The following is a 26,058-nucleotide window of genomic DNA, read 5'->3' on the forward strand; positions in this document are numbered from 1 at the left end:
CTTAGAGTCCCATTATGCATAACGTACAGTGTTCAGTCAAGAGTCTCTGAGTATTCTATCGACACGTATAATTGATTAATTTCGGGAGGTGTTAGGTTGATCACCGTCTTACTGGCAATATTCATTCCTTTTATCGCAGCATGTTTGGTACCTTTTATACACAAAATTTTGACTGGAAGACGGATCGGCTGGTTTGTAATCACCATTCCGTTGTTCTTGTTTATTTTATTGATTCGTCTAGTTCCTTCGCTTTCAGATGGGGCGTCTTATTTATATACGTTCCCTTGGATACCTTCTGCAGATGTCTATTTTTCCACGCATTTGGACGGACTGAGTATGATTTTTGCGTTGCTAATTACAGGAATCGGTAGTTTGGTTGTATTATATTCAATCTACTATCTTTCTGAACGGGAAGCAATTGGTCGCTTTTATACATATTTACTGTTGTTCATGGGGGCTATGCTAGGTGTTGTATTATCCGATAACCTGATTGTTCTGTATGTGTTCTGGGAATTAACGAGTATTTCTTCCTTCCTACTAATTGCTTTCTGGTATCACCGAAAACAGTCACGATACGGAGCGAAGAAATCGATGTTGATCACCGTCACAGGCGGTATTTTCATGTTAGTTGGATTTTTAATGCTTTACGCAATTACGGGAACGTTTAACTTACAGGAACTTATTTCTATGCGGGAAGTGATTGCAGCAGATTCACTGTTCATCCCCGCGATGTTGCTTGTTTTGATTGGTGCATTCACCAAATCTGCGCAGTTTCCTTTCCATATTTGGCTACCTGACGCGATGGAGGCTCCTACACCTGTTAGTGCCTACTTACACTCCGCCACGATGGTAAAAGCGGGTATTTATTTAGTAGCACGATTTACACCGATTTTCGCAGGTGATACGACATGGTTTTATGTCGTGTCTTGCGTAGGGTTATTGACGATGTTGTGGGGGTCTGTCAACGCGGTGAAGCAAACGGATCTGAAGGCGTTGCTCGCGTTCTCCACCGTGAGTCAGTTAGGTATGATCATGAGTTTGCTCGGTATTGGTTCATTAGCATTCGCTTCTTCTGAAAGTGCGCACATCGCGTTATTCACCGCCGCTACATTCGCTGCATTATTTCATATGATTAACCATTCGACCTTTAAAGGTTCCTTATTTATGGTCGTCGGTATTTTAGATCATGAGCTGGGCACGCGTAATATTAAACGACTCGGTGGCTTGGCAACGATCATGCCCATCACATTTACCATTGCACTCATTGGCAGTTTCTCTATGGCAGGACTACCACCATTCAATGGCTTCTTAAGTAAGGAATTATTTTTTGAAGCGATGCTGTCATTAAAAGAAGCCAATCTATTATCAATGGATTCGCTGGTCGTATTGTTTCCAATCGTTGCGTGGATCGGCAGTATATTCACATTCATTTATTGTATGATCATAGTATTTCAGACGTTTTTCGGCAAAGTACATGCACCGGCCCCTGGACAACGACCTGCACATGAAGCACCGATTCAAATGTTGATATCACCTATGGTACTTGGCAGTCTAGTCGTACTTATTTTCATCTTCCCGAATCTGCTAGGTACGTATATTTTGGGTCCAGCAATGAATGCGGTATATCCGCAATTTGAAGGGATGCCTGGTCTAGTACCAGAAATACAAGTGTGGCATGGCTGGGAGATGCCGATCTTCATGACGATCGGTGTGATTATCTTGGGAATCTTATTGTATGGTTTATTGCGTTACTGGAAAGGGATTTACCGTTTAGGGTTTTTACAATGGACGCTTGATCGTTTATATAACGCTACATTACAACGGATTGAACGAGTAGCTTCTGTTGTGACGAAAACATATATGACGGGTTCGGTACGTGATTACGTCGCGTATATCATGCTGTTTTTCATTGCGCTTGTTGGAATAGGATTGCTAGGTTTCCAGCAATTTATTTTCGACTTCTCGAATGATGCCGTGATTGAGATTAATGAAGGTATTATTATTTTCGTTATGATGTGTTCAAGTGTAGCGATTTTATTTGCTAAGTCCAGGATTACTGCCATTATTCTTAACGGTGTGCTGGGCTATTCAATCGCCATTCTATTTGTCGTATTCCGTGCGCCGGATCTCGCGTTAACGCAAATAATTGTTGAGACGGTTACAACGGTGTTGTTCTTACTGTGCTTCTATTATTTACCGGAGTGGAAAAACGAACACAAATCGATTTCCATGCGAGTACGTAATGGGTTGATAGCAGTTGCGTCCGGGGTTGCTGTTACCGTTATCGCTTTGCTCGTGCAAGGCCATTCTATGTATCCGTCGATTTCTATCTATTATGAAACAGCGTCTCGACTTGCAGGCGGTTTGAATGTAGTAAATACGATACTAGGTGATTTCCGTGCATTCGATACGATGCTTGAAGTATTGGTATTGTTCATCGCAGGCCTTGGCGTCTATTCATTAGTTAAGCTGCGTCGCAAGAAGGGAGTGGATCACACTGAAGAAAAATGATGTGATCTTACAGACAGTGACGAAGATTGTGTTTTTCATCATCTTGACGTTTGGTGTGGAGCTATTTATGTCGGGGCATAATAATCCCGGTGGCGGCTTCATTGGCGGCCTTGTGCTCTCTTCTGCGTTTGTATTATTGTATTTAGTTTATGACATAGAAACTGTTCACCGGGGAACGCCATTTGATTTTAAGCGAGTGGCGGCACTTGGTGTGTTGCTGGCTGTAGGTACAGGAATGTTATCAATTTTGTTTGGTGAGTCCTTCCTGTCACAGACGACATGGCTTGTGGATTTACCGGTTTTTGGTGAGACGGAACTTGGAACAATGACGATTTTCGAAGCAGGAGTCGCACTGACTGTCCTCGGTGTCGTCGTGACGATTATTTTGGGAATCAGTGAGGATGTGGAGTAATGGAGACATTAATTACCCTTCTGGTTGGTGTGCTAGTGGCAGTAGGCGTTTATTTGCTCTTATCAAAAGAAATGTTGCGAATTATTTTAGGGACAGCCATTTTATCGCACGCTATTCATTTATTATTATTGACGATGGGTGGATTAAAAAAGGGTGATGTGCCCTTGCTTACAGAGACAGCTGCGGAATATACAGACGCCCTGCCGCAAGCGCTGATTCTAACGGCGATTGTCATCAGCTTCGCGGTGACGGCATTTTTACTCGTATTATCTTACCGTGTGTATCAAGAGTCTGGCCGTGGACCTGGATTGCGAGGGCGACAAGATGAATAATTTATTAGTATTGCCTATGATCTTGCCTATTTTAATGGGTGTTATTTTAGTGTTTTTACGTCCGTATATTCGTGTGCAACGTGTACTTAGTGTGCTGACGACGATTGCTTCTGCTGCTGTGGCTGCCTATTGTCTCCAGCACATTCATCTAAATGGCATCATGCGTTTGGATTTTGGAGATTGGTTACCACCGCACGGAATCTTATTTGTGGGCGATTCATTTGCGATGCTACTAGTGCTAGTTGCGTGCATCGTTTCTAGTATTATTTTACTGTATGCATTCGCTACGACAGGGTTTGAGACAGAGACGATGTTCTTCTATCCATTCTTCCTGTTTTTAATGGCAGGAGTTAACGGCTCGTTTCTGACTGGAGATTTATTTAATCTATTTGTTTGTTTTGAAGTGATGTTACTGGCTTCCTATGTGTTGCTGACTCTTGGAGGACGCAAAACACAGTTAAAGGAAGGTATTACGTATGTATTGATCAATGTGCTGGCTTCCTGGTTCTTCTTATTAGGTATCGCGTATATTTACGGTGTACTAGGTACGTTAAACATGGCCCATATCGCTGTGCGTGTAGCAGAAACGGGACAAGGACCGCTTCTGACGCTAATCGCAATTATTTTCATGATTGTCTTTAGTTTGAAAGCGGGCTTGCTACTTTATTTCTGGTTGCCAGGTTCTTATTCGGCACCCCCTACTGCGGTCGCGGCACTGTTTGGTGCGCTACTGACGAAGGTAGGTATTTATGCGCTGTATCGTATGTTTACATTAATATTTATACATGATCCAATCATTTATAAAATCATTGGCGTGCTAGCCATAGTCACAATGGTTGCGGGGTCTCTTGGGGCGATTGCATATTCAGATATTCGTCAGATTGTCTCGTATAATGTCATTATTTCTGTTGGCTTTGTGTTGACAGGTTTGGCAATTGCTACGAATACTGCATTCCAAGGTGCGAGCTATTATTTGGTTCATGACATGATTAGTAAAGCATTGCTGTTTCTATTGGCAGGTACTGTCGTATATTTGACGGGACGTTCGAAGTTTAATGAAATCAGTGGTCTAATTCGTAACTATCCGCTCGTCGGTTGGTTATTTTTCTTGACGATGCTTGCGATTGCCGGAATTCCGCCATTCAGCGGATTTATTGGAAAAGTGTATATAGGATTAGGTGCAATTGAAACAGGATCTTACGTGTTGCTCGCGGTGTCGTTTTTATCGAGTATTGGTGTATTGTATTCACTCCTTCGTATTTTCCTTAATAGTTTTTGGGGAGAAACGATAATTAGTGAAGATGATCAAAAGCCATTTCAAAAGAAAATTGGTTTGCCGCTCGTATTACTTGCGGTACTCGTAGTTGGCTTAGGTATAGGTGCAGAACTGCTGTCGCCTTATATTCAGGATGCAGCCAATACATTAGCTAATCCCGAAGAGTATATACGCGCCGTAATGGGTGACGATTTAGAGTAGGGAGGGGGAGACGACATGCCGTTACAGCTTCTGCTGAATTTATTCATCGCATTTTTATGGATGACGCTGATGGATGAAGATGAATTGAGATTCACGACATTTTTCATGGGTTTTTTAGTCGGACTCGGCATTATTTTTGTCATGAGTCGTTTTTTCGATACGCATTTCTATTTACGCAGAGTATATGCTGCCTGCAAGCTCTTGTTAATCTTTATCAGGGAACTGACGCAGTCGAGTATTGTGGTCATCTCCCAAATCGTGCGGCCTACACTACGTATTAAACCAGGTATCTTTAAATACAAAACTATTTTGACGAGTGATGTAGAAGTGACTATGCTGTCCATGTTGCTTACTTTAACACCGGGCTCGGTCGTGATGGAAGTATCTGCTGAGGGCAATGAGTTATATATTCATGCAATGGACGTTGAAGAGTCGCGGGATGGATTGATTAAGCAACTGAAGAATTTCGAGAAAGCGATTATGGAGGTGACACGATGATAGCAGGTATGCTGACGATATCGGTCATACTATTCGCGCTGACTATTTTGGTGGCAGTCATCCGGATTATCCTAGGTCCTTCTCTGCCAGATCGCGTGGTAGCACTTGATGTAATCGGAGTGAATTTGATTGCAACGATTGCCGTCGTGTCAGTGATTTTAAATACAAAAGCATTTTTGGAAGCAATCTTGATCCTCGGTATTCTTTCATTTATCGGGACGATCGCATTTTCCAAATTTATTGAGAGGGGGAAAATAGTTGAACGCAAGCGAGATCGGTGAATTTATAGGGGCTTTGTTGATTTTGACAGGTGCAGTTGCCAGTATGTTGAGTGTCTTTGGATTGATCCGCTTACCGGATGTCTATACTCGATCACATGCTGCAACGAAAAGTTCGACATTGGCAGTGTTATTGACATTATCCGGCGCGTTCGTCTTTTTTCTATTCTCCGAAAATTTTATCAGTGTACGGTTGCTTCTTGGTATTGGCTTTGTTTTTTTGACAGCACCAGTGGCTGGGCATGTAATTATACGTGCTGCTTACCGATCGAATGTTAAGCTAGCGGATATTTCTACCGAAGATGAATTATATGAAAAAATCCATGGGCAAAAGACAGATAAAATGGAGTAATAGTTGATTCAAATGAACATAAGAGTCAATTGATTTTCTAACACCTTATCTATATAATTGCCATAATCTATATGCGAATGAATGGGGTGAAAAAGTGGTAAATCAAGATGCTTGTGAAGTAACAGTTGTGCACGAAGATGTAGTTCGCAAAATTCGTAAAGAGCTTCCTGATGTAACGGAGATGGTACAAATATTCAAAGCATTGGCTGATGAGACACGTTTACGAATTGCTTATTCACTGACATTGGAAGCAGAAATGTGTGTCTGTGATGTAGCGGCAGTAATTCAATCTTCATCCGCTACCGCTTCCCATCATTTACGTTATTTACGGGATCATTCATTAGCCAAATCAGAAAGACGTGGAAAAATGGTATACTATTCTTTAGCAGACGAACATGTTGCAGACTTAGTGAAAATTGCATACGAACATGCAATTGAAGCACAGCAAACGATGTAATGTCAGGTGAGGCGCTTGCATACAGGCAGGCATGATGGAGGAATTTTAATGCGCTTACAAGAATGGACGATAGAAGAACAAGATTTGCTGATTCAGTTTATGACAACAAATTCATGGCCTTACCATGATAGTAGTCAGCCTGGCCGCGAGTTGCTTGAAAAGTCGATTGAAGAAGGCGGCTATGCATCTGATGACGTAAAGACGTTCTGGATCGAGAATAATGAAAATGAAAAAGTGGGAATCGTAAAAGTCTATGACTTACAAGAGGATGTCCCGCTATTTGACTTGCGAATTGCTGATCACTTTAGGGGTTATGGCTATGGTTCGCGGGCGCTAAAAAAACTTACACAATACGTGTTCGAATTACCGGAGCATAAGATTCGTATAGAGGGACATACGCGCCACGATAATGCAGCTATGCGTAAAGCGTTCGAGCGGGCTGGCTTTGTAAAAGAAGCGCATTTGCGCCAAGCCTGGTTCCTTCCGAAAGAAAATACGTATTATGATGCGGTAACGTACGGTATGACGAGAGAAGATTATGAGGCCGGTACGACAACGCCTGTGCGTTGGGAAGACCGGGAACGTTATGTAAAGAGCATACCCGGTTTCAAAGAGCGGCTGCAATCTGAGCGGTTACATATTCGAGCACCTGAATTAAACGATGTGATGGATGTTTGGGGTGCGGTATCGAATTCAATTCCTGCGTTGCGTAAGTGGACTGGATGGGCACAGAAGGAAATGACGATTGAATCGACTGAAGAATATGTTCGTCAATCCGTTTCGGAATTCATCGGTAGAACGTCTTTGAACTTTCATCTCTTTTTGAAAGAAACGGGTGAATTCATTGGTTGTGCCGGTTTCTATCGTATCGATTGGAGCATTCGTAAATTTGAAGTGGAGTATTGGCTGGATACGAAGTTTGAAGGCGAAGGCTATATGACAGAAGCGATCAAAGAGCTTGTGGAGTTTGCGATTACAGATCTATCGGCAGCGCGAATAGAATTTGTTTGCGATGAGAATCACAGTAAAGGTCGTGCAGTTGCAAAACGAACGAGTTTTGAACTAGAAGGAATTTTACGTAAAAATGCTCCTTCTGCGAATGGGCAAGGCTTACGCAACACATGTGTGTATGCGATAGTTACCTGATCACAGAAGGAGCACTATAAACGTCACTATATCGAACGTCTTCCAGTTATTAATTGAATGACAAAGATAATGCCGGCAATTACTAAAAGTGTGTGGATTAAGCCACCGCCAATATTTGCTACTAAACCAATTACCCATAATGCTATTAGAACTACAATAACAAGCCATAATATACGACCCATAGTGAATCAACTCCTTTTCATTGTTATTTGCTATGTAAGTATTTTACCCAGCCTTTCAAATCTTAAACTTTTAAGATAGTAAATCGTAGATGTCGACAGTCAAATGAGGAGGCGATAGTTTGGCTACACCGAGTATGGAAGATTATATTGAACAAATTTATTTGCAATTAGAAGCGAGAGGTGAAGCGCGCGTGTCCGACGTGGCAGAGGCGCTTTCTGTGCTACCTTCATCTGTAACTAAAATGGCTCAACGCCTAGATCGTGAAGGCTATGTGCATTATGAGCGCTACCGGGGTTTGGCATTGACGGACCGCGGTTTGCGCTTTGGTAAAAAACTTGTGCATCGCCATGAATTACTAGAACAATTTCTGCGTATCATTGGTGTGGAAGAAAAAAATATCTACGGAGACGTAGAAGGGATTGAACATCACCTAAGTTGGAATGCGATGGATCGCATTACCGATCTGGTGGAGACGCTCGAGTCTGATCCTGAATTTATAAAAAAATTAAAAAGTAAAGCACTCTAGAGAGGATTATCTTATATGACATTACTACAACCAGGTACACTCGCAACACTTAAAATTCTTCGCAAAGAAGGGTCACGCTTTGTATTAGACGCTGCCGGAGAAGAAATCTATATGAACGTTTCCGAAGCTCCGGATGCTCAAGAACAATCAACAATCGAAGTTTTTCTTTACATCAACAGAAGGGGCGAACTGACAGGCACTGCGCAAATTCCTTCAGTTACCGTTCATTCATTCGGTTGGGCAAAAGTCATTCGTTTGGAAAGAAGTGAAGGGGCTTATGTAGATATCGGTGCATCCTTTGAAGTACTGATCAATCGAGCTGACTTCCCGCAAATTAAAGAACTGTGGCCACAACCAGGTGATGAACTATATATGACACTTCGTTCAGATCCAGGTGGCAACTTATTCGGACGTCTAGTAACGGAAGAAAGAATCCAGGAGCACTATACAATGGCAGAAACAGATATGTACAATCAGAATGTCAAAGCAAGAGCGTACCGCTTGCTACCAATCGGCACATTCTTATTGACAGAAGATATCCAACGTATCTTCGTTCATGAAACAGAGCGTAAAGCAGAGCCAAGATTAGGTGAAGAAGTGGATGTTCGTATTATTGAAGTTCATGAAGACGGTACGATGAACGGTTCTTTATTGCCAAGAAAGCAAGACCGTTTACAAACAGATGGAGAACAAATACTAGCGTACTTACAACAATCAGGTGGTAAAATGCCATTTACCGATAAATCCACTCCTGAAGAAATCGATGAGATGTTTCAGATGAGTAAGGGAGCCTTCAAACGGGCACTAGGTACGTTGATGAGAGAACGTAGAATTACACAACAAGATGGTTGGACAACACTAATATTATAATAAACGCAACTTTTTAATGAGCCTCAACGTATCTATACGTATAGAACAAGGAGGATTGACTGTATGAAAAAAGGATTAGCCTCTCTATTGGCTTTCATGATGATGGTAGCGATCATAGCACCAACAGCAGTATCAGCAGATGAAGTCATTAATGAAAAGCTAGGAGTTCCGATTGTAGTATATGGTTCAAATTTATCGGATAGTGAAAAAGCGAGTGTTAAAGAAAGTCTAACGGTTGCCAACGAAGCTGAAGTGGAAGAATTATCAGTGGACGGCAATGATTTAATCAAATATATTCCTGGCGGTGATCGAAATGCCCGAATGTATTCATCCGCTAAAATTACCAGACAAGAAGAAGGCGAAGGCCTCGTTATCAACATTGTGACTCCGGATAATATCACACAAGTAACGGCGGACATGTACGCTACTGCTATGTTGACAGCAGGTATTGAAGATGCTGTTGTAGAAGTTGCCTCACCCAAAAAGGTAACGGGTCACTCAGCTCTTGTTGGAATCTACAAAGCGTATGAAGTGTCAGGTGAGGTTCTCGATACTGAACGTACGGATGTAGCTAATGATGAATTGAGTCTGGCAACGAAGCTTTCAGAAAAAGCGGGCGTCGATCAAGACGAAGTAGCTAAGTTGCTGACAGAAATCAAAAAACAAATCTCTGAACAAAAGCCTGCGACAAAAGAAGACGTAGAGCAGATCGTCCAAGACCAATTGCAGAAATTCAATATAGAGTTAAGCGAAGCAGATCGTCAATTGTTAATTGACCTAATGGATCGGATTTCGAAACTGGATATCGATTTCTCTAAGCTTAATGAACAGCTGTCCGATATGGCATCGAAAATTAAAGATAAATTAGGCGATATAGATCCGAGTTTCTGGGAAAAGGTAAAAGAGTTTTTCAGAAATATGGCGGATTCTCTTAAATCTTTGTTTAGTTAAGTTGTCATTGTGGTACGTTATAGGGTAGAAGTATAACTACAAAGGAGAGATATGCATGAGTGAAAACAAGGATGCTGAGCAGCGTGAGGGAATGGACTTTGAGCTTGTGGTTTTAGGCGGAACGAAATATGCGTATCAATATAAAGTAGCAGGCGATGTAAAAGCAGAAATCGAGTGGACTGAAGAAAATGGAGTCATGACGATGACGCATACCTATACAGATGATTCGTTGCGTGGCCAAGGAGTCGCAAAAAAATTACTTGACCAGGCAGCTGACAATGCACGTGAAAAAGGATTGAAGATGAAAGCAGTCTGTTCATACGTAGTGAATGCGTTCGAACGAAGTGATGATTATAACGATGTAAAAGCATAAGTTGTATGATGGAACGGTTTTTTTACATGTTCCACATCACTTTTTGAGACTTTTCTCATTTCCTTGCGTATAGATAATAGGGAAACAAATTAGAAGAAGAGGATGATGTGGAATGATTAATCGTACAGCAGAGCGCGTACTCGGTATCATATCAGCTGTTTTATTGACACTGAGTGTTTTAGGTACTGCCTTACTAGCGTTCATTTGGAATATGGCAAGCACGGATCCGACATTCATGGATGAATTCCGCGAGGGCATTGTGAGTGAAGGCGTATTAAACACTGAAGAAGTGGATATGTTCATGTCGTTTATGGGCTCTTTTTCTACTATCATATGGGTTTTGGTAGTTGTAGCATTCATAGGCTTGATATTGAACATTATCGGTCTAGTAAAAGTCTGGAACAATAAGAGTGCTAAAACAGCCGGTATATTATTCATTATTGCAGGTCTGTTAGGTGGATTTCTATCCTTACCATCCATCCTACTTTACATTGCGGCCATTCTTTGTTTCACAAAGAAGCCATCAATGGCACCAGGACCTTCACCTGATGAATACGTCTCCACGGAATCTAACTGGATGAACTAAATGTTTATAGACACATAAAGACCCTTTTCTTTAAGAAAAGGGTCTTTATTATTAGGTCTGATAGACGCTTTGATTATAAGAGAATACGTTAGGTTATCATAAATGAAAGACGGGCAATGTTGATCAAACAGCCCATCCTATTAACTTATTTACACCTCTGTCACGTATGTGCAGGTTGCGTGATAGGCAATGAATAATGAAGTGTATTTACGGAAATACCTTCAAATAACTCAGGGAAAGATTCAACAAAATTAAACCCTTGTTTTGCATAGAAGTCTTGAAGTGCCATATCATTCTGATCGACATACACATCAACATTTTTAGCTTCCTGTAACGTCCCTAGTGCCTCTTTTAACAATGCTTCCTCATATCCGCTATTCAAATACTCAGGAAGCATGTGAAGAGATGTTAATTCACTCTCACCGTCCACATCGATCGGAGTATAGCTCAAATACCCAATAGAATTCCCTTGATCATCTATTGCGAGTAATACCATGGTCTTTTCCAATTGCTTCTTCAGCATTAAATCAGAATACGTACGCTCAATATATGCTTCGATCACTTCTTCAGGTATATGTTGTTGAAATGTGTGTTGCCAAGACGTATGGGCAATCTGTTGAACATCTTGAATGTCTTCTACTGTCATTTTACGAATCATAGTGATCTCACCTCTAGTTCTCTTTCTACATAGTATAACAAATTAGGCTTTGCAAAACTACTATGCGATGAAAACGAGAACTACTCGTGTTACTGATAAAATTGTAGATGATACGTTAAGTGAGAAATAAACAACAAAAATACATGTGTATCCCAAATTCGCAATTGTTAAGTAACTAAACGAACTGTAGACGTTTGAAAGTAAGACTGCAGGGTATATTAAGCAGTAGGTAGAAATTCATTAACAATTAAATTCCGACGGAGGATGGTAAATATGGCTAAAAAATCAAATGGGTTATTATTTGCAACACTTGCAGCAGGGGCTTACGCTTTCTTTAGTAAAAAAGAAAATCGCGATAAGGCAATGGAGACAGTAGGAGTGTTGAAGGAAAAGGTAGACACATTTGTCAATAACAATAAGTTGGTTGACCAAGCGACTGAAAAGGTAGGACATTCAGATCCAACAGACTTAGGAGATAACAACATGGTATCCGAGGGAGCACAGACAAGTGTTCATTATTACAATCAAGAAGTACAGGATCCAGATAGAAAGGCTTCGAAAAAAGATGGTCTATATAAGAAAAATGAAGACACAAGCGACAATAAGCCACTTTATAACAAGGATGAATCAACGAAGGAAGCAGAAAAAGATAGTAATTCCAACTAAAACTAATCATAGGTAAATACTAAAAGCGCTCCTTTTTAAGGGGCGCTTTAATACATATATAGCGTTAAATACAAAAGGGGTAGATAATCTTGGTGAATAAGGTAAAATAATGTACATATAGATATATGCCTTGCATAGTCATATATATAGAATGAGTGGGGTGAAACTCATGACTGGCAAGAGTACAGAAGCATCTAATATAGATTTGATCAGTATTATTGAGAAAGAGGGAAATAGAGAGCAAGCAGAGTTGTTTTTTCATCTTGAAAATAAATTACTTACACAAATTTTTAATCTAGAAAAAGATGGTGCACGCTCCACGCTTAAGGAAATTGAGGAGATTTTGGATGAATATAAACCGAAACATTCATTTGGAGTCATCAAATATTATTTCGTGATCCTCTCTTCCGTCATCACCAGACGATTACAAAAAGAATCTATTTTCAATGATGAAAATGCCTTTATATTTAATGCCGCTTGTATAGAAATGATCGAAACCAATTTGCATAGAGAAAACTTAGTCGAAATTGGAGACGAATTAGTCGAGTTCTACTGTTATATCCTCAAAGGAAAACTAAAACCTTCCCTAACACATGAAACGGTCAATGAAGTGGTTCAGTACATAAATGAAAACGTTGAAAAGCAATTAATCGTTGAAGAAATCGCCAAACATTTCAATGTAAGTACTAGTCATCTTTCTCGCATATTCCGAGAACATACAACAGTTACGTTAGTAGAGTATATTACAATCCGCAAAATAGAAGATATCCAGTTTTATTTACGTTTTACTAATCTAAAGATAGCAGATATTGCAGAGAAGTTTCATTTCTGTAACCAAAGTTATTTCACACGTGTCTTTAAAAAGTATACGGGGTTAACCCCTCGACGCTTTCGGAAGGACTTGGACGGAAATTACTTTCGTTTCACTATAAAAAAAGGTGATTCACTGTAAATTTACCTCTGTTTGCTGTATACTTTTCTTTAGTTTGAGATAGCGTAGGTGAAACCATTGAAGAAAAGAATAGGGCTCGTAAGTTTATTAGCAATTACTGCTGTGTTTTTGAGCGGTTGTTCTGGTGTGGAAAACAAAACAGGGATTTTCTACAGTACATTTGTTAGACCGATGGATTGGCTGCTTCATTATCTTGGGGAAGCGTTCAATGGTAATTACGGTTTTGCGATCGTACTGATTACTGTAGCAATACGAGTAGTTTTGATGCCGTTGATGTTAAAGAACTATAAATCTCAACAAGAGATGAAGGTAAAGATGGATGGACTTCGACCAGAAATGGAAGATATCCAAAAGCGTATGAAAGCATCCAAGGAATCTCAGGATAAAGAAGAGCAAATGAAGCTTCAGCAAGAAATGATGGGACTGTATTCTAAGCATGGTGTCAATCCGTTAAATATGGGCTGTTTACCACTTGTAATTCAAATGCCGATCATTATGGGCTTATACTTTGCTATTCTTTATGCACCACCTGAAGTGAAAAATCATGAATTCTTATGGTTTAAACTTGGTGAACCGGATATTATTATGATGTTAGTAGCCGGAGCTGTATACTTTGTCCAAGCACGCGTTTCATTGTGGACGATGCCTGAACAGCAACAAAAACAAATGAAGTTATTTATTTACATGTCACCTATTATGATTATGTTCATTTCGTATACTGTAATGGCTGCATTGCCGCTATATTGGGCAGTCGGAGGATTACTGTTAATCTTCCAAACATATCTTGGACGCAAGTTTTACTTTAAACATGTTGAACCGCCAGTCGTGGAAGAAAAGTAAGGTACAGAGAAAGCTGGTGCATACCAGCTTTTTTTGTTTCCAACAATGGAGAGGAAGAGGCGCATGAAATTGAAATGGATCATGGGCTTGGCAATTACAGCTTCTGCAGCGGCAGCGCTGTATTTTATCATCAAGTTAAATTTAGAGTTTGCCATTTTGTTCATGCTGATCATGTTTACCTTCACCAATGCTGCACGAACTATTATGTATAGAAACCAAGGTCTGATGCGTGAAGCGAAATGGATGCTTTGGATGGCATTATTTTTTGGGATAGGTTCACTTGGCGCATTAGCGTACGTCTTACTATTTTAATAAAAGGAAAGGCCGCAATTAAATCAGCGGCCTTTCCTTTATTCAATTTTACGAGAAATATGCTGCTTTGTCCCCGAAATTAAAATTAATGCACCTATGGCACAAACAGCCATACTGAGAAATGCGAAGCGCGGCGATTGGTCATATAAATACCCAGCAGGGAAAGTTAGAATGGCAATACTGAGACTCAGTGCCACTGCAGCATAGACGCCTTGTGCGGAAGCGATGAGGTAATTCGGTATGTTAGTCGATATGTACTGAATGAATGCAAAATGCGCCATGCCGAATGATACTGAATGGAGAACCTGTGTTGCGATAAATACACTAGTCATAGGAAAGAGGAAGATGGAAATCCAACGAATGGTAGAACCCGTTGCGGCTATTAAGAAAATAGTTGACGTCTTGACTCCTGCAAGCAACCGATCTGCTTGTGTAAAAAATATAATTTCAAACAGCACGGCGATATTAAGGATCAACCCGATATAAAAACCGTTGATTCCCATATCATCCAAAAAGATAAAACCATAGTTATAATAAGAAGCATGCGAGCCTTGTAGTAAAATCGCAATACATAGAACTGTAACAAACGATTTATTGGCAAACAAAGCCCGAAATTGACCCTTTTGAGCGGCCGAATCTACAACGGGATGAAGTTGCAATGCAACTGGAGCGGGTTGAAAGAAAAATATCAAGCCCATACCGAGGCCGATAATCATCATATATAAAATCGCTTGTTCACTCCAGATTGCCGTTACCGTACCAATTAATAGTAAGGCGACAGTATAGCCGATTGACCCGAATGAGCGGCTCTTGCCATAATGTATTCGTTCGTTTTGCATCAATAACGAAGCACCACTCTCGACGCTTGGCAGGATGATAGGATATATGGAACTGAATAAAACCGTTAAACCAAACAAAACCGCAAAAGGACTTTCCGGGAGATAAGCAAGCGTGAGAATAAAGGATAAAAAAGTAGTCCAACGTATAACACGCAGAAGTGACATATTTCGCGTAGCGTACGGAAATAGGAAGAATGTGGAAAAGGACCTAGCGATCATACCTACACCCATCAAGACGCTAGCTTGTGTAACTGATAGACCTTTTGCTGAAGTCAACCAACCTGTCCAATAGGGTAAAAAGATACCCCATGTAAAGAAAAATACGAAGAAACTCATCGAGAGCCAACGTTGATTATTCAAATGCATGACCTCACAATACTGGTTGAATCTTAAGTTACGTAAATACTAGCATAGACAGACGAAAAAGAAAAATGGTGATACACTAGAATACATAGTTTGAAAAAATGTATAAATTGCATCCAATGAGAGTAGCAATTTGATAAGTGAATCAGAAAGAAAGCAGGGTATAGTATGAGAAATAAAAATGATGAACTTTCTTCCAGAAAACGTAGGCGGAAAAATAAATGGATAAATGGAGGGATCCTTCTACTCTTTATTGTCCTTATTAGTAGTGTGATATGGATTGGAACGAACGGTTGGAATATGGAAAAGGCGGTTGAAAGTATTCAAAATGAATCAGAATCAACTACTGACTTTCAAGAGATAGATGAACCTGCCGATTCAAATAGTACGGATATGACAGGACGTAGTGAAGAAAACACATCGTCTTCTGACGTACCGAGTGAGGAACTGCTTCGAGAGACAGAACAACCAATAATCGAAGAAGATTCGAAAGAAGAGAAAGTACGGGAGAAAGAGTCTGAAGGGGAGGCAGTGCCACCTTCTAACCCCACTGGTTATATAAAAGGACAGAAGTTACCTAAAGAACCGAAGCTCATTAAAGGTGTATTACTTGCCAATAAACAATATCCTTTACCTGAGGACTATGCACCTGGAGAAAGCGAGGAAGCAAGAGAGGCATTCGATGAGTTAGCTGCATCCGCCGTTACATCTGGCATTAATCTGCAGGCTTTCAGTACGTATCGTTCGTATGACTACCAAGTCACCTTATATAACCGATATGTGGAGAGAGATGGGCAAGAAGCGGCTGATCGGTATAGTGCGCGTCCTGGCTATTCAGAGCATCAGACAGGGCTTGCATTTGATATTGGGGAAGTCAATCATGAAAAACATTGGGCATCGAATTCCTTTGGTGATACAGAAGCAGCTAAGTGGCTTGCTGCTAATGCCCATCAATACGGATTTATCCTTCGCTACCCTGAAGGAAAAGAAGATAAGACTGGTTACATGCATGAATCTTGGCACTATCGTTATGTTGGAAAAGATAAAGCTGAACAAATATTTAAACGAAACATCACTTTAGAAGAATATTTAGGTGTGCCATAAAAATAGCCGACAGAAGATCGTGATCTTCTGTCGGCTATTTTTTATTATAAGATGGGGGAGAGTAAGCGTGAAATGGATTCTTTTAGTTTAATCAATCGCTCACGCCCCAAGTAAGCATCTAGTGTCAGCTCGGTTGAGTTTTGAATATCTTCTTCAAAAATCTCTGCCAATTCATGTGATTTTTTTCGATCATAGATGAAAGCATTCACTTCGAAATTCAAGCGGAAACTGCGAACGTCTATATTAGCTGTTCCAACAGACGACACTTGATCATCTACTACAATTTGCTTGGCGTGGATGAAACCATTTTCATAAATATATATTCTAGCTCCAGCTTTTAGTAAAATACCGACATTCGAATAGGTCGCCCAGTAAACAAACATATGATCCGGTTTATTAGGGATCATAATCCGTACATCTACACCTGACAGACACGCGATCCGAAGCGCATCTAGCATGCTCGTATCAGGAATAAAATAAGGTGTCTGAATATAGATGTAGTCTTTTGCTTGAAATATCATTTTCAAATAGCCATCTTTAATGTCTTCCCATTCGGAATCAGGTCCGCTAGAGACAATCTGTAAGCCGACATCTCCTTTGCGGGGAATCGCTGGGAAGAATCGTTCATTGTATTGAAGATTTGTTTTAGGAGATGCTTGATTCCAATCGAGTATAAAGCGGGTTTGTAATGGATGAACCGCGCTTCCTTCGATTCGAAGATGTGTATCGCGCCAGTAGCCAAACTTTTTGCTGAGTCCCAAATATTCATCCCCAACATTAAAGCCACCGATGTAACCAATCCGCCCGTCAATAATGACGATTTTCCGATGGTTCCGGTAATTTAAACGAGGATTGATCAAGGGGAGCAAGGCCGGAAAGAACGCTGCTACTTCGCCACCACTTTCAATTAATTCATTAAAGTTCTTTACGTGCAAACCACGTGAACCAATATCATCAAAAAGCATACGTACTTTTACACCTGATTTCGCTTTATTGATTAGAATCTCTTCAATCTGCTTTCCTATACCGTCCAGCCGGAAAATATAATACTGAATATGGATATGATCACGTGCGTGTTCCAAGTCTTCAAGTAATGCGTCAAATTTATCGCGGCCATCCGTATATACTTGCACATCATTATCTTGTGTCAGTACGGAATGATTATTGCGTAAATGCAAATAAATCATATCGTCATATTCTTCCGTATCGGTCTTTAAAAACTCGAACGTCTCATTTTCTATGGCCTCAAGCTGATAATTAATTAGCTTTTCAATACCAATCTTGCTCCTACCTTCCCAGCGAAATAAGTGCTTTTGACGCAATTGTCGACCGAGTAATAAATAGATAATGAACCCTAAAATTGGAATAAAAAACAGCACGAGCAGCCATGCCCAAGTACTTGTAGGATCCCGGCGCTCTAAAAATATTAAAGCAATCGCGAGAAATATATTAATGATCAACGTGCTTGTAATAATCAAACTAATTACTTGAGTCATATGTTTCCTCCCGTAGGATATATACTATTCCTTTAGTATAGCGGAGTTGCGAATAAATAACCTATTTATATAGGAAGGTGAATTTTCTTCTGCTTACTATCAAGCAATTGAATCTGTTGTGTTTCGCAAAGAGCGTGTGGATTTGCGGAAAATAAATACGAGACCTATAGATAGTAACGCTATAATGGCAGAAACAAAGTACATATTACCTGCCTGCATCGTGAATACCCACGTAAATAATAACGGTCCAATAATTCGGCCCATATTATCCATAGAGTATGAGAGACCTGCCGCGGTACCATACATACCACCTGACTCTTTAGTAGTAAGAGATACGAGTACTGTTCGGACCAGTGCGTTACCTGCAGTGAATACGCTCATTGCAAAACCTGCCCATAGCAAGCTTGTGGAAAATGGAATGAGTATAAGACCAATTGCTGTAACGACCTGCGCAACGATAATCCAAGAAGTTTCGGTACCATTTTTCACACGTCGTACCACACCGCCTTGAATAGCTGCATCTACGAGACCGCTCGCCATAAACAAATATCCTAGTTGCAAAGGTGTAATTTGAATTTTTTCGATTTGGAAGAGCTGGAATGTGGCTTCCACACCGGCGAGTAAAAAGGTGATAATAAATGAGGTGATAAATAGATAACGAATACGATATGTCCATAAAGTAGAAGCGCCTTTCGGAATAATCGCCCGTTTGTTACCTTCGCTATGACGATCAGGCTCTTTTAGAATAACCATAGCGTACACTGTTAATAATAACGTTAAAGTACCGGACGCTATGAATGGCAATTGCAAATGAATGTCCCCAAGAATACCACCGATTGCTGGACCAAAGATGAATCCTAGCCCAATTGACATACCGAGCAGACCCATGTACTTATTACGATTTTCCTCCGTCGTGATATCAGCGACAAAACCAGTTACCGCCGTATACAGCGCGCCTGAGAAGATACCACCCACTACGCGTGAAACATATAGCCATACAATGTGATGCATGAATGCTGCGAATAAAAAGAAGCTAACACTGAAGCCGAGCAACCCAATCATGATCAGTTTCTTTCTACCGGTGCGGTCTGAAAGTGCACCCCATAATGGTGCTGTGAAAAATGAAGATAGAGCATAAATTGTCAACAAGCCACCGACATGTACCTCAGAAAAGCCTTCAGCGAGGATGACTTCAGGTAAAATAGGAATGATAATGCCGAAACCAAGATAAACGAAAAACTGGACGGACATCAATAATAAGATCGTTTTCTTCATATGTAACCCGCTTTCTGAATGAATAGTTTCTTTCTCATCGTACGATGAATAAGTGGAGCATTCAAGTCTCAGCAAGGGAGAGGTAGTTCATATTTATGAGTGGATTGATCCTACAGCAGGGGACTGTTGAAAAAGCATTTCCCTAGTAACGGAAATCCCCACGCCGAAAACTACTGATGCTTTCCTATATATTTTTATAGGGCACTAACTTCAGAACGGAAAAAACTGCCCCGAGAAGTCATTAACGACTCCTGGGACAGCTCTATACTTTTTCTTAGTGCAGCTTCACACGCTGCAAACGCAAAGCGTTCAACACGACTGAAACCGAACTAAACGCCATCGCAGCACCTGCTAGCCAAGGGGCTAACAAACCGACTGCTGCAATTGGAATGCCGATGGAGTTATACGCCAACGCCCAGAATAAGTTCTGCTTAATATTTCGGACTGTCAACTCACTCATTTTCAGCGTATCAACTACCCGCAACAAATCACCATGCATGAGCGTCACGTCAGCCGCTTCCATCGCGACCGCCGTTCCGGTACCCATCGCCATACCAATATCGGCTACCGCAAGAGCAGGTGCATCGTTAATACCATCGCCGACCATAGCCACGCGCTTACCTTCAGCTTGTAAGGAGCGGATGACCTCTGCTTTACGGTCGGGTAGTACGCCTGCGATAACATGATCTATACCTACAGTGTTTGCAATCGCCTGAGCTGTCGTATGCTGATCTCCAGTTAACATAATGACTTCAAGGTTCATCGCACGAAGTTCAGCAATTGCTTGCTTCGATGTATCTTTAATCGTATCGGCAACCGCAATGATTGCTTCATGTACGCCATCTACCGCCATGAACATAACGGTCTTGCCGTCGCCTTCCATTAGTTCTACAGACGCAATCGTCGAATCAAATTCTACATTATGGCGAGACAGTAGGTTTTTTGTTCCTAGCAAAATATTTTTCCCATCAATTACAGTTTGAATTCCGAAACCGGGAATCGCTTCGAATGAATCCACAATAGGCAATGTAGAAACCTGCTGCAATCCGTGGGACGTAATAGCTTTTGCAACTGGATGCTCGGAATCACTTTCAGATGCCGCAGCAAGTGAGAGTAAAGATATACGCTGTTTTTCATCGCGAACGTGGAAATCTGTTAGTTCTGGAAGACCTTTTGTAATAGTGCCCGTTTTATCAAAAACAATGGTATTGATCGAGCGGGTTTGTTCCATCGCTTCAGCAGTTTTAAACAACACGCCTTCTTCCGCTGCACGTCCTGAACCCGCCATGATGGAAGTAGGAGTAGCAAGACCAAGTGCACAAGGACACGCGATGACGAGAACGGCAATCATGCTTGTTAGAGAAGCTTCAAAATTACCTGGTGCTACTATGAAATACCATATAAGGAACGTAATAATCGCAATGCCGACGACGATAGGGACAAACACTCCGGATATCCGATCAGCTAGTCGCTGAATCGGTGCTTTTGAACCTTGTGCTTCCTCGACGACGCGAATAATATTTGAAATCATCGTGTCTTTTCCGACATTCGATGCTTTTATCCGTAATGAACCATTGGCATTCACGGTGGCGGCAAACACATCATTGCCTTCTTGTTTTTCTACAGGTAAGCTTTCGCCCGTTAGCATCGATTCATCCACTGCGGAAGATCCAGATAGCACTATGCCGTCAACGGGTATAGAAGCTCCTGGTCGAATGACTAAAATATCTCCATGTGTTACTTCGTGGATGGATATTTCCACAGTTTCTCCGTTGCGCTCAAGAATGGCTACTTGCGGTTGCAGTTTCATCAGATTTTTGATTGCATCTGAAGAGCGTCCTTTTGCACGCGCCTCGAATAATTTACCTAGTAAAATCAATGTAATCAACACTGCGCTAGTTTCAAAATATAAGCCATGGTCCAGTGCGTAACCCGTCAAAACCAGATAGACCGAGTAGAAATATGCGGCGGATGTACCGAGTACAACCAGTACGTCCATATTGGCACTACCATTACGTAGAGCTGCATACGCACCTTTATAGAACGTGGCACCAATCCAAAACTGAACAGGTGTTGCTAATATCCACTGAAAATATGGATTCATGAAAATTTCAGGCACATACATCCAAGAAGTGAAGGAGAAGTGTGCAAACATGGTCCACAAGAGTGGTAATGAAAGGATAGAGGAAATAATCAGCTTGCGTGTCTTTTCATCGATATCTTTCTGTCGATGATCTGTTTGACCTTCCGATTCTTCTGCTCGGGGTGCTGCCTCATAACCAATTTTTTTGACCTTCTGCAAAATGTCTGTCAATTCCATAGCGGCAGGATCATAGCTTACATGAGCTGTTTCAAGCGCCAAGTTGACGGTGGCGGATTGAATGCCAGGCATACGCGATAACACTTTTTCAATTCGTGCGGAACAAGCGGCACATGTCATACCGCTAATGTTGAGGTTCACTTCTTCCATCAGTACGTCATAACCGAGCTTGCGAATTCGATCTTCCACTTCTGTTAATTCAACTTGCTCGGAATCAAATGTAACAGCCGCTTTTTCAGTAGCAAAATTGACAGTAGCTGTCGAAACACCTTCCATTCGTTGCAACCCTTTTTCAATGCGATTTGCACAAGCGACACATGTCATACCAGTAATAGCAATTTCTTTTTTTTGCTCATTCATGATGCTGGTCACCTTTCTTGTTACGCTTCGACGTCATATCCTTGATCTTCAATGGTTTCTGTCATTTTATCAACGGTTACAACAGAATCATCAAATTGTACGACTACGTTTTCTGCTTTCAAATCAACTAAAGCACGTTCCACTCCGGATAATTCTGTTAATGCACCTTCTACTGCTTGTACACAGTGATTGCATGTCATACCTTTTACGTTCAATGTAGTTGTAGTCATTTAAAATTCCTCCTATTTTCTAATTAATTTAGCTATTGTTTTAGCTAACTCGTCTAACACTTCTTCGTCGCCTTCAGCTAACCTATTTTTAACACAGCCTTTTAAGTGTCCGTCTAACAAAACATTCGCCACACTGTTCAGCGCGGATTGTGTAGCGGATAGTTGTGTAATAATATCATCACAATAAACATCGCGCTCTACCATACCTTTAATACCTCGTATTTGACCTTCGATGCGGTTCAGACGATGAGTCAAGTTCGTCTTAATTTCTTCCGGATGATGACTCTTGCGGCAAGAAATTTCTACCTCATCCAGAGAAGGATCTTCAGGAAGTAATGTCACTCGATATCTGCCACCTTTCGTATATATGTACTTTAATATACGTATGGGGGGTATGTCAAAGCATGTGATTTTACATTTTAAGGTTTAAAACTTGCATAATTGGTGAAAATGTAACATAAATGAAAGATTTAAAAGGTGGTTAAAGTGTTATAATAAAGATAATAAAAAAATTCTATAAAAACTAGAACTTCACGAGCGATCAAACGTCTATATAACTAACTAGGAAGGTTGAGGTGGAAGAAGTGGCTAAAGAAATGGATTTCAAGAAAATTATTTCCAATTTGGCGAAGCTTGGTGTTTCCGCAAAACTCACAAAATCCAGAAGTGATATGTTGCAAGCATTGACGCCTGCCGTACAAGCACCACCCGTTCAAGCGAATTAACTAACAGACCATACAAAAAGCTCATCCCCGAATGTATTCGAGGATGAGCTTTTTGCGTTAGTTTATGTTTTAAATTTTCTTCACAAACTCCGATTTTAGTTGCATTGCGCCAAATCCATCAATCTTACAATCGATGTTATGGTCACCGTCGACTAAGCGAATGCTTTTCACTTTCGTTCCCATCTTCAAAGCGTTGGAACTTCCTTTTACTTTCAAATCTTTAATGACTGTCACAGAATCTCCATCCCGCAACACATTGCCATTTACGTCCTTGATCTCCGGCATACCTGATGGATCGGATTCTTCCATCGATCCAGGTGTCCATTCATATGCACATTCTGGGCAAACGAGAAGGTTCCCATCCTCATAAGTGTATTCGGATTGGCATTTTGGACAATTTGGTAAAGTTGACATAAAAAAACCTCCCTTTCCTATACATTCTACACAATTTGTGAAGGCTCGGAAAGGGAGGCAGTATTCATTTACGGTTAATCATTGTCATCCGCATCGAATAAATACGTTCGCTGATGGAACTTCATGCTGAAAATTAAGCCGATCGCCAGCATATTACTAAATAAAGAACTTCCCCCATAACTTATGAATGGGAGAGGGATACCTGTAATAGGTAACAGCTGAATATTCATGCCAATATTTTCAAATACGTGGAACGCGATCATTGCAATGACGCCCGTACAAACATACACGCTGAACGGATCATGCAAAGAAAGAGCAACTTTCGTTAAGTGGTAAATTAAAATGAAATATAGCGTGATTACCAAACAAGCGCCGATAAAACCATATTCTTCTCCTATTACACTGAAGATAAAGTCCGTGTGATTCTCAGGGATGTACACAACGCGTTCTAGAAAACCTTTACCTGTCAGTTGTCCTGAGCCTATTGCAGTCATCGCAGTAATCAAGTTATACCCTTCGTCAGTCGGGTAAGAGTACGGATCGAGCCAAGAATAGACACGTTTGAACTGATAAGGTGAAAACCCGAATTTGTCGAGCATGTCTTGTGCGAACAAAGACATCCAAAGAATGCCTCCTGCTGCTGCCGCTCCAAATGAAAAGACAGGCACGAGTATTTTCCATGATATTCCCGAAACAATGACGATGGCAGCAGTAATCGAAATGAAGACGAGTGAAGTTCCGAGGTCGGGTTGCTTCATGATGAGAAACAACGGAACGATAAGCATCAGCGCGATTTTACCGAGTAATACAAGGTCTGTCGCATAGGTTCTGTTTAACGAGCGTTCGTTATGCGTGCTAACCAACTTGGCAAGTCCGATAATAAAGAATGTCTTAATGAACTCGGCAGGCTGGATTGTCCCAATGACAGGCAAATGCAACCATCGTTTTGCGCTGTAGCGCATTTCGGCAATTTGGCCTGGACCGCCGGGAGCTAACATAAGAAAAACCAACAAGAAAATACCAAAGCCATAGAAATACCAAGCGAACTTTTTATATTGATCGGGTTCAAAGTACATGACCATCGCTACGATGAAAGAACCGAGTATATACCATCTCACTTGTTTTAAAACGAAGTTCTGTGTATATTGCTCAGAGGTTTGAGCGGATCCAATGACGAAAAAACTGACAATCGCGAAAAGCAAAATGATAAAGGCAAGTGTCCAGTCGAATCGTTCACCTAGCCTGTTTGTTTGTTTCAATTATGAACTCACCTTTTCTTAAGCTAGTATTCTCTTACTATAAATACCTATTATATCGCAAAACTTTTTAAGAAGTACACCCATTAATAGACGAGTTGTGAAATGATTGGTTTCTACGAGAAGTAAAAAGAATGAAGAACGTTGGTTTTTCATTCATGAATTGGCTCTATTCATGGTAAACTGTATGAATGAAAACTACGGAATGTGAGGAGATTACATGAAAAGACGGTTAGGTTTAGTATATGGCGGGAAATCCGCAGAGCATGAAGTGTCGCTTTCTACAGCGCGCGCAGTAACAGAGGCGCTTGATTTAGATAAATATGAAGTGTTACCAATCTATATAACGATGCAAGGTGAATGGTTAAAAGGTAGTCCGTTGACTGGGCCGGTTACAGATATTGAGACATTACGTCTGAAAAATGAACAACCAAAGCCTGATCATATTGAAAGTTTTTTGCAAGGGGATATGCCCGACGTCATTTTGCCACTTCTTCACGGAACGAACGGGGAAGATGGAACAGTACAAGGTTTATTTGAAGTCTTAAATATTCCATACGCAGGTAACGGAGTACTCGCTTCATCAGCAGGTATGGATAAAGTTGTAATGAAACAATTATTCGCTCAAGCGGGATTAGCGCAAGTTGCATATGTCCATTTCATTCGCAGTACGTGGAAAGAACATGCGGAGCAATTATTAGATCAGGCGGAACAAGAACTTTCTTATCCAATGTTCGTTAAACCTGCGAATCTTGGATCGAGCGTTGGCATTAGTAAAGCAGATGATCGCGAGTCGCTTAAAAAAGCGATTGAGTTGGCATTGAAATTTGACCGCAAAATTATTGTGGAACAAGGAATTATGGCACGTGAGATTGAAATGGCGGTTCTTGGTAATGATTATCCTAAAGTATCGGTAGCGGGGGAAATCCGTCCGGTTGCTGACTTTTACGACTATGAAGCGAAATATAAAGACCAAAATACGGAATTATCTATTCCAGCTGAAGTGCCCGGTGCAGTCGCAGAGCATATGAAAGACATGGCAATCCGTGCATTTAAAGTTTTAGACTGTTCAGGACTCGTACGAGCAGACTTTTTCGTCACGGTAGACGATGAAGTATTGATCAATGAAGTGAATACATTACCTGGCTTCACACCGACAAGTATGTTCCCGTTACTATGGCAGAAATCTGGATTGACTTATCCCGAATTGATCGATCAGCTAATTGAATTGGCAATAGAACGCCATACAGAAAAACAACAACTGCAATATACAATGGACTGAGTGGAGGAAGTAAC

The 26,058-nt window shown here is 40.9% G+C and carries 31 protein-coding genes; 21 read left to right on the top strand and 10 right to left on the bottom strand.

Annotation, left to right across the window (positions count from 1 at the left end; translation table 11 throughout):
- The first annotated feature begins 96 nt into the window (after positions 1-96).
- The 9 genes from CSV64_RS06070 to CSV64_RS06110 all read left to right on the top strand — a co-directional run bounded on the left by CSV64_RS06070 (position 97) and on the right by CSV64_RS06110 (position 7,463).
- Positions 97-2,511 carry a Na+/H+ antiporter subunit A gene (locus CSV64_RS06070; RefSeq protein WP_199168429.1) on the top strand — a complete coding sequence of 805 codons (2,415 nt, stop codon included), beginning with the start codon at positions 97-99 and terminating at the stop codon, positions 2,509-2,511.
- Positions 2,498-2,923, top strand: a complete 426-nt coding sequence (locus CSV64_RS06075) for a Na(+)/H(+) antiporter subunit B (protein WP_099633866.1) — start codon at positions 2,498-2,500, stop codon at positions 2,921-2,923. Before CSV64_RS06070 ends, CSV64_RS06075 begins: the two co-directional genes overlap by 14 nt.
- A complete protein-coding gene (locus CSV64_RS06080) occupies positions 2,923-3,255 on the top strand; it encodes a Na(+)/H(+) antiporter subunit C (RefSeq protein WP_099633867.1) in 333 nt (110 codons plus the stop codon). The genes CSV64_RS06075 and CSV64_RS06080 overlap by 1 nt, the downstream gene beginning before the upstream one ends.
- Positions 3,248-4,732 (top strand): Na+/H+ antiporter subunit D, encoded by a 1,485-nt coding sequence (locus tag CSV64_RS06085; RefSeq protein WP_099633868.1) that lies wholly within the window; start codon positions 3,248-3,250, stop codon positions 4,730-4,732. Before CSV64_RS06080 ends, CSV64_RS06085 begins: the two co-directional genes overlap by 8 nt.
- A gap of 15 nt (positions 4,733-4,747) precedes the next feature.
- Positions 4,748-5,230, top strand: a complete 483-nt coding sequence (locus tag CSV64_RS06090; RefSeq protein ID WP_099633869.1) for a Na+/H+ antiporter subunit E — start codon at positions 4,748-4,750, stop codon at positions 5,228-5,230.
- Positions 5,227-5,511 (top strand): Na(+)/H(+) antiporter subunit F1, encoded by a 285-nt coding sequence (locus CSV64_RS06095; RefSeq protein ID WP_029054753.1) that lies wholly within the window; start codon positions 5,227-5,229, stop codon positions 5,509-5,511. Before CSV64_RS06090 ends, CSV64_RS06095 begins: the two co-directional genes overlap by 4 nt.
- A complete protein-coding gene (gene mnhG / locus CSV64_RS06100) occupies positions 5,489-5,860 on the top strand; it encodes a monovalent cation/H(+) antiporter subunit G (RefSeq protein WP_099633870.1) in 372 nt (123 codons plus the stop codon). Before CSV64_RS06095 ends, mnhG begins: the two co-directional genes overlap by 23 nt.
- A gap of 94 nt (positions 5,861-5,954) precedes the next feature.
- Positions 5,955-6,317, top strand: a complete 363-nt coding sequence (locus CSV64_RS06105; protein WP_099633871.1) for an ArsR/SmtB family transcription factor — start codon at positions 5,955-5,957, stop codon at positions 6,315-6,317.
- A 48-nt stretch (positions 6,318-6,365) separates the two neighbouring features.
- The gene (locus CSV64_RS06110; protein WP_099633872.1) at positions 6,366-7,463 is read left to right on the top strand and encodes a GNAT family N-acetyltransferase; all 1,098 of its coding nucleotides are present in this window, start codon (positions 6,366-6,368) and stop codon (positions 7,461-7,463) included.
- A 26-nt stretch (positions 7,464-7,489) separates the two neighbouring features.
- Here the strand turns inward: CSV64_RS06110 and CSV64_RS16525 are convergent, their stop codons facing one another.
- Positions 7,490-7,645 (bottom strand): lmo0937 family membrane protein, encoded by a 156-nt coding sequence (locus CSV64_RS16525; RefSeq protein WP_143560424.1) that lies wholly within the window; start codon positions 7,643-7,645, stop codon positions 7,490-7,492.
- Between the two features lie 119 nt (positions 7,646-7,764).
- Between CSV64_RS16525 and mntR the strand changes: the two genes are divergently transcribed.
- The 5 genes from mntR (at position 7,765) to CSV64_RS06135 (ending at position 10,952) form a co-directional block, all read left to right on the top strand.
- Complete coding sequence (gene mntR, locus CSV64_RS06115) at positions 7,765-8,172, top strand: transcriptional regulator MntR (RefSeq protein ID WP_099633873.1); 408 nt, start codon at positions 7,765-7,767, stop codon at positions 8,170-8,172.
- 15 nt (positions 8,173-8,187) lie between these two features.
- Positions 8,188-9,042 carry a CvfB family protein gene (locus tag CSV64_RS06120; RefSeq protein WP_099633874.1) on the top strand — a complete coding sequence of 285 codons (855 nt, stop codon included), beginning with the start codon at positions 8,188-8,190 and terminating at the stop codon, positions 9,040-9,042.
- Positions 9,043-9,105: 63 nt separating this feature from the next.
- Complete coding sequence (locus CSV64_RS06125) at positions 9,106-9,993, top strand: DUF1002 domain-containing protein (protein ID WP_099633875.1); 888 nt, start codon at positions 9,106-9,108, stop codon at positions 9,991-9,993.
- A gap of 91 nt (positions 9,994-10,084) precedes the next feature.
- The gene (locus tag CSV64_RS06130) at positions 10,085-10,366 is read left to right on the top strand and encodes a GNAT family N-acetyltransferase (protein ID WP_099633910.1); all 282 of its coding nucleotides are present in this window, start codon (positions 10,085-10,087) and stop codon (positions 10,364-10,366) included.
- A 112-nt stretch (positions 10,367-10,478) separates the two neighbouring features.
- Positions 10,479-10,952 (top strand): DUF4064 domain-containing protein, encoded by a 474-nt coding sequence (locus CSV64_RS06135; protein ID WP_099633876.1) that lies wholly within the window; start codon positions 10,479-10,481, stop codon positions 10,950-10,952.
- A gap of 160 nt (positions 10,953-11,112) precedes the next feature.
- Here the strand turns inward: CSV64_RS06135 and CSV64_RS06140 are convergent, their stop codons facing one another.
- Positions 11,113-11,610: a GNAT family N-acetyltransferase gene (locus CSV64_RS06140; RefSeq protein ID WP_099633877.1), complete on the bottom strand. Its 498-nt coding sequence runs from the start codon at positions 11,608-11,610 to the stop codon at positions 11,113-11,115.
- A 273-nt stretch (positions 11,611-11,883) separates the two neighbouring features.
- Here CSV64_RS06140 and CSV64_RS06145 point away from each other — a divergent pair, with 273 nt between their 5' ends.
- From CSV64_RS06145 to CSV64_RS06160, 4 genes are all read left to right on the top strand, one after another.
- Complete coding sequence (locus CSV64_RS06145) at positions 11,884-12,276, top strand: hypothetical protein (RefSeq protein WP_233190413.1); 393 nt, start codon at positions 11,884-11,886, stop codon at positions 12,274-12,276.
- A gap of 169 nt (positions 12,277-12,445) precedes the next feature.
- Positions 12,446-13,228 carry a helix-turn-helix transcriptional regulator gene (locus tag CSV64_RS06150; RefSeq protein WP_158233008.1) on the top strand — a complete coding sequence of 261 codons (783 nt, stop codon included), beginning with the start codon at positions 12,446-12,448 and terminating at the stop codon, positions 13,226-13,228.
- Between the two features lie 57 nt (positions 13,229-13,285).
- A complete protein-coding gene (gene yidC, locus CSV64_RS06155; RefSeq protein WP_099633911.1) occupies positions 13,286-14,068 on the top strand; it encodes a membrane protein insertase YidC in 783 nt (260 codons plus the stop codon).
- Positions 14,069-14,131: 63 nt separating this feature from the next.
- Positions 14,132-14,380, top strand: a complete 249-nt coding sequence (locus CSV64_RS06160; protein WP_099633880.1) for a hypothetical protein — start codon at positions 14,132-14,134, stop codon at positions 14,378-14,380.
- A 38-nt stretch (positions 14,381-14,418) separates the two neighbouring features.
- Here CSV64_RS06160 and CSV64_RS06165 read toward each other — a convergent pair whose 3' ends face one another.
- Positions 14,419-15,585: an MFS transporter gene (locus CSV64_RS06165; RefSeq protein ID WP_199168431.1), complete on the bottom strand. Its 1,167-nt coding sequence runs from the start codon at positions 15,583-15,585 to the stop codon at positions 14,419-14,421.
- A 165-nt stretch (positions 15,586-15,750) separates the two neighbouring features.
- Between CSV64_RS06165 and CSV64_RS06170 the strand changes: the two genes are divergently transcribed.
- Positions 15,751-16,686 carry a M15 family metallopeptidase gene (locus CSV64_RS06170; protein ID WP_099633882.1) on the top strand — a complete coding sequence of 312 codons (936 nt, stop codon included), beginning with the start codon at positions 15,751-15,753 and terminating at the stop codon, positions 16,684-16,686.
- A 44-nt stretch (positions 16,687-16,730) separates the two neighbouring features.
- On the opposite strand, the gene cls is transcribed toward CSV64_RS06170, so the two are convergent.
- From cls to CSV64_RS06195, 5 genes are all read right to left on the bottom strand, one after another.
- Positions 16,731-18,182 carry a cardiolipin synthase gene (gene cls / locus CSV64_RS06175; RefSeq protein WP_099633883.1) on the bottom strand — a complete coding sequence of 484 codons (1,452 nt, stop codon included), beginning with the start codon at positions 18,180-18,182 and terminating at the stop codon, positions 16,731-16,733.
- Positions 18,183-18,281: 99 nt separating this feature from the next.
- On the bottom strand, positions 18,282-19,457 hold the full coding sequence (locus CSV64_RS06180; RefSeq protein WP_099633884.1) for an MFS transporter: 1,176 nt from the start codon (positions 19,455-19,457) through the stop codon (positions 18,282-18,284).
- Between the two features lie 274 nt (positions 19,458-19,731).
- Positions 19,732-22,137, bottom strand: a complete 2,406-nt coding sequence (locus tag CSV64_RS06185) for a heavy metal translocating P-type ATPase (protein ID WP_099633885.1) — start codon at positions 22,135-22,137, stop codon at positions 19,732-19,734.
- A gap of 20 nt (positions 22,138-22,157) precedes the next feature.
- Complete coding sequence (gene copZ, locus CSV64_RS06190; protein WP_099633886.1) at positions 22,158-22,367, bottom strand: copper chaperone CopZ; 210 nt, start codon at positions 22,365-22,367, stop codon at positions 22,158-22,160.
- Between the two features lie 12 nt (positions 22,368-22,379).
- A complete protein-coding gene (locus CSV64_RS06195) occupies positions 22,380-22,709 on the bottom strand; it encodes a metal-sensitive transcriptional regulator (RefSeq protein WP_304442242.1) in 330 nt (109 codons plus the stop codon).
- Between the two features lie 233 nt (positions 22,710-22,942).
- Between CSV64_RS06195 and CSV64_RS16625 the strand changes: the two genes are divergently transcribed.
- Positions 22,943-23,092: an Lmo0850 family protein gene (locus CSV64_RS16625; RefSeq protein WP_156890545.1), complete on the top strand. Its 150-nt coding sequence runs from the start codon at positions 22,943-22,945 to the stop codon at positions 23,090-23,092.
- A gap of 69 nt (positions 23,093-23,161) precedes the next feature.
- Here the strand turns inward: CSV64_RS16625 and CSV64_RS06200 are convergent, their stop codons facing one another.
- Both CSV64_RS06200 and CSV64_RS06205 read right to left on the bottom strand, forming a co-directional pair.
- On the bottom strand, positions 23,162-23,506 hold the full coding sequence (locus CSV64_RS06200; protein ID WP_099633887.1) for a zinc ribbon domain-containing protein YjdM: 345 nt from the start codon (positions 23,504-23,506) through the stop codon (positions 23,162-23,164).
- 74 nt (positions 23,507-23,580) lie between these two features.
- Positions 23,581-24,765, bottom strand: coding sequence for an FtsW/RodA/SpoVE family cell cycle protein (locus CSV64_RS06205; RefSeq protein ID WP_099633888.1), 1,185 nt, complete (start codon positions 24,763-24,765; stop codon positions 23,581-23,583).
- 217 nt (positions 24,766-24,982) lie between these two features.
- On the opposite strand from CSV64_RS06205, the gene CSV64_RS06210 reads away from it, so the two are divergent.
- A complete protein-coding gene (locus tag CSV64_RS06210) occupies positions 24,983-26,044 on the top strand; it encodes a D-alanine--D-alanine ligase (RefSeq protein ID WP_099633889.1) in 1,062 nt (353 codons plus the stop codon).
- Positions 26,045-26,058 lie beyond the last annotated feature (14 nt).

Source organism: Sporosarcina sp. P32b, from assembly GCF_002743335.1.
In the GTDB taxonomy this organism is placed as follows: domain Bacteria; phylum Bacillota; class Bacilli; order Bacillales_A; family Planococcaceae; genus Sporosarcina.